At 73.2% G+C, this 1,244-nt stretch carries 1 protein-coding gene; it reads left to right on the top strand.

Features of this window, described 5'->3' with window-relative positions:
• On the top strand, positions 1-1,244 hold a 1,244-nt coding region (locus ACWENR_RS30830; RefSeq protein WP_452280448.1), incomplete at both ends, for an AMP-binding protein.

Raw genomic sequence — 1,244 nt, 5'->3', positions numbered from 1 at the left:
TGCGTGACACTCGCCGGCGAGCCCGTCCCACCCCGCATGGCCCGCCGCTGGCTCGACGCCGGCACCCGCCTGATCAACGCCTACGGCCCCGCGGAAGCCTCCGTCGCCTGCACCTGGTACGACGCGTCGACCGGCTGGGACGGCACCTACGTACCGATCGGCCGACCCATGCCCAACCGACAGATCCGCGTCGTCGACACCAACCTCGACCTCGTCCCCATGGGCGTGCCCGGCGAAATCCTCATCGCCGGCACAGGCGTCGCCGACGGCTACCTGCACCGCCCCGAACTCACCACACAACGGTTCGTCACCGACCCGTACGGTGGCGGAACCGCCTACCGCACCGGCGACCTCGGCCGATGGAACACCACCGGAGCGCTGGAAATCCTCGGCCGCATGGACCACCAGGTCAAGGTCAACGGCATCCGCATCGAACTCGGCGAGATCGAAGCCGTCCTGGAACAACACCCCGACGTCAGCACCGCCGTGGTCGCACGCCACGAGAACCAGGGCGTCGCCCGCCTCGTCGGCTACGTCACCGGCCACGACGGCCGGACACCGGTCGCCAGCGAGCTGCGCGCGCACGCCGCGGCCGCCCTGCCCGCGTACATGGTCCCGGCCGTGGTCATGGTCCTCGACCGGTTCCCCGTCGGCGGCACCGGCAAGATCGACCGGCGGGCCCTGCCCGAGCCCGGCTCGCAGCGCCCCGACCTCGGCGTCGAGTTCGTCGAGCCCGCGACGAACTCCGAGCGGCTCGTCGCCGGGGTGTTCGCGACCGTCCTCGGCATCGACCGGGTCGGCGCCCGCGACAGCTTCTTCGACCTGGGCGGCACGTCGTTGCAGTCGGCGACCGTCGCCACGCGCATCGACGAGGCCACCGACGTGGTCGTGCCCGTGTCGCAGATCCACCGCACCCCGACGCCACGGGCACTGGCCCGCTGGCTCACCGCCGCGCCCCGCCGCCCCCACGGCGGTGCGGCGGCCGGCCAGGCCCGCCAGCGTCCCGGCCCGGTTCCGCTCGCGCAGCAGGTGGCGAAGTGCCTGATGTCGCCCCTGGAGGTCGTCAACCCGGTCACCTGGTGGATCGAGGGTGAGCTGGACCTACGCGCGCTGATGGCCGCCCTCGGCGACGTCCACCGCCGCCACCAGGCCCTGCACGCCCGCTACCGCCGCGCCGACCCACCCGTCGCCGTCATCCCACCCCACCCCGGCATGCCCCAACTCCGACTCCTCACCGACGCCAC

The organism is Micromonospora sp. NPDC004336 (genome assembly GCF_053602615.1).
This window is presented reverse-complemented; position numbering and strand designations above follow the sequence as displayed.